Origin of the sequence: Companilactobacillus halodurans (assembly GCF_009600985.1) — a bacterium.
GTDB classification, from domain to species: Bacteria; Bacillota; Bacilli; order Lactobacillales; family Lactobacillaceae; genus Companilactobacillus; species Companilactobacillus halodurans.
The window spans coordinates 1-1,013 of record NZ_VDFP01000297.1 but is presented as its reverse complement, the minus strand read 5'-3'; the positions used below and the strand labels follow the sequence as shown (position 1 = coordinate 1,013).

Below are 1,013 nucleotides of genomic sequence, written 5' to 3'. Positions count from 1 at the left end.
GCAGTGCCAATTGAAAATGCTAAACGTCAATTTGATGTGAATTTATTTGCAGTTGATCAAATAACGCAGTTAGTTTTGCCATTCATGAGACATCAAGGCTCTGGTCGGATTGTTAATATTTCTTCGATAGCAGGTGATATTTACAGTTCGTTAGGTGGTTGGTATCATGCTACCAAAGCTGGTTTGAATATGTGGAGTGATGTTTTAGATAGTGAGGTTCATCGCTTTGGGATTCGCTCAGTTGTGGTTCAACCAGGATTGACCAAGTCAGAGTGGAGTACGATTGCTTTGAATAACGCACGGAAAAATCTATTGGATAATTCTCCTTATAGTGACTTGGTAGATAAATTGGAGAATATGTTTGGCAAAATTAACACTGGGGCAACTTCAGAAGAATTGGCAAAAGTTTTCTATCAAGCAGCAACCGATGTTCGTCCTAAACGGAGATATTATCATTCAATAGTTGACCATGGCATGGTAGTGATTGCACGTTCAATGCCAAATACTTATCGAGCCGTGTTAAATAGATTGATGAAATAGTAAAGTTTGTAAGCCCGCCTCCAGGAGTGAGAAATTTAGGTCGCTATGGGGATCGATTCGAGCCGAAGGGCGGTCTCGAATCTCGATTTTGAGCCTTGCATAAACCGCAAGTCTCAAAAGTCGTCCCGTGGCGTAAGCACTAAAGTGCTAACGCCACCTTCACAGCAACCGAAATTTTTCACTCCTTCCGGCTAGATTATTTTTAATAAAGCCTATATGTCATATTGGTGATTTTTAGATTTTAATTCGTATTTCAAATAATTCATCTATCTAATTCATTAGTTACATGATATAAAAAATAATTAATATATTAGTCTCTGGGTACAAGAAATGTTGGCAGCAGTGAAGGTTGTGTTGGGGCTTTAGCCCTTACACCACGGGACGAGTTTTGAAATTCGCGTACTTTGCGAAGTTCAAAATCGAGATTGGAGACCGCACTTTGGCTCCAATCGGTCCCCACAGCGCCAACATTT

1 protein-coding gene is annotated in these 1,013 nt (G+C 40.0%); it reads left to right on the top strand.

Annotation, left to right across the window (positions count from 1 at the left end; all coding sequences use genetic code 11):
* Positions 1-540 (top strand): SDR family NAD(P)-dependent oxidoreductase (locus FHL06_RS14285; RefSeq protein WP_153387336.1); only part of this gene is annotated, 540 nt, incomplete at its 5' end.
* Positions 541-1,013: the final 473 nt, after the last annotated feature.